The sequence below is a fragment of the Caldisericaceae bacterium genome (assembly GCA_036574215.1).
Classification (GTDB): Bacteria; Caldisericota; Caldisericia; order Caldisericales; family Caldisericaceae; genus Caldisericum.
On record JAINCR010000109.1, the window covers coordinates 1 to 1,551 of the forward strand.

Consider the following 1,551-nt stretch of genomic DNA (forward strand, 5'->3'; position numbering starts at 1 on the left):
TAATTCAAATATCAATTCTCTCATATTTCTCCTTGAAATTGGATCAAGACCACTCATTGGCTCGTCAAGAATTAGAAGATTAGGATTTGGCAATAGTGAAAGGAGAAAGGAAAATTTCCTCTTCGTCCCTTTTGAATAGGTATAGACCCTCTTAGGCAAAAACTCTGAAAGACCCAATTTTTCTGCATAGTAATCAATCTTCTCTTTCTCTAAATTTCCATCAAAGTATTTGGAATAAAGTTTTATGTTCTCAGAACCTGTAAACTTTTCCCAAAGGTAATCCTTCTCACTCATTACAGAAATTTTTAAACTGTCTTTTTTCTCAATTTCACCCGAACTAACATTTAAGATACCTGTAATACACCTTACTGTTGTAGTTTTACCTGCTCCATTTGGCCCAATGAGTGCAAGAACTTCGTTTGCATACACATTAAAGGAAAGATCTTGCAGTATCTTCTTGCCATCTACTGTTTTTGGAACAGCCTTAAGAGCAATGGCTCTTTCTCTACTATTAGTTTCTTCCATACACATTTTTCTCCTTCCTCTTTTGCTTTTATTATACCTCTTGTTAAACATTTACCACAAAACCACAAATTTTCACATTCCCTGCAAATCTCTTTATTCGGTGCAGGAGTCCTTGAAATGCTTTCTAACATATCTGAATTATCAACTAAAAAAGATTTTAATGATTTTCCGTATTTTTCCAAAAAACTTTTTTAATTTGATATAGGCCTCTCAATATCCTTACATGTTTCATTGGAGTTAATGATTCACCTTACATTCCCATTTCAGTAAGTTTCACATTACAACTCCTATATTCAACTTTCTCTTCCATAAGGCTTTTCATAATCTTCTAAAAGTCCTTTTGTAATAGTTTATTCAATTTTTTTTTTTAGTCAAGAGGTTTTTAGAAAATTTCAAAGAAATAAACAATAAAAATTGTAGAAAAAGTTTTAAAAGAAACTTAGCTAACTAAAATAGGGTCAAACACTCTTTTTGCTTGGTAAACCTTCTTAGAATATATCACCACCTTTATTTCAAGTAATCTTAGACTACTACATCTAATTTCCAAAATAAAAATCTGTCTTTTCTCCTACAATCCAATCAAATAGAGTTTACTTGAGAAGAAGCCTATAAAAAATTAAAGTAAAAATAGAGATTTTATGAATTTTATCCTGAGTAATATCTAAAAATCTCTTCCTTTAATATATTTTATTCTCCTGTTGAAGAAGAGTTGTATATATAAAGGGTTTGCCTATCTTCCTTATAATGACAAAAGCGTTTTAACTTTTCTTACGTTTAAAAATTTGTAGGAAAAAGCAAAATTGTTTTGAAAAAGCAATCTTTTATAATAAAATAAAATTCGGAAATTTTTAAATCTTGGAGGTAATTTATGAAAAAGATCGCTGTAGTAGGTTTAGGTTATGTAGGATTACCCCTTGCTCTTACTTACACACTCTACGGAGTAAAAGTATACGGAATTGACATTAACAAGAATTACATTGAAAAATTAAAAAATGGAAAAACGCACGTATATGAAGTATACAAAGG

General features: G+C 30.0%; 3 protein-coding genes. 1 reads left to right on the forward strand and 2 read right to left on the reverse strand.

Annotation, left to right across the window (positions count from 1 at the left end; translation table 11 throughout):
- Together K6343_06725 and K6343_06730 are read right to left on the reverse strand one after the other, a co-directional pair.
- Nucleotides 1-525 (reverse strand): ABC transporter ATP-binding protein (locus K6343_06725; GenBank protein ID MEF3245651.1); only part of this gene is annotated, 525 nt, incomplete at its 3' end.
- The gene (locus K6343_06730; protein MEF3245652.1) at nucleotides 465-707 is read right to left on the reverse strand and encodes a hypothetical protein; all 243 of its coding nucleotides are present in this window, start codon (nucleotides 705-707) and stop codon (nucleotides 465-467) included. The genes K6343_06730 and K6343_06725, both read right to left, overlap by 61 nt.
- A gap of 686 nt (nucleotides 708-1,393) precedes the next feature.
- Here K6343_06730 and K6343_06735 point away from each other — a divergent pair.
- On the forward strand, nucleotides 1,394-1,551 hold a 158-nt coding region (locus tag K6343_06735; protein MEF3245653.1), incomplete at its 3' end, for a UDP-N-acetyl-D-mannosamine dehydrogenase.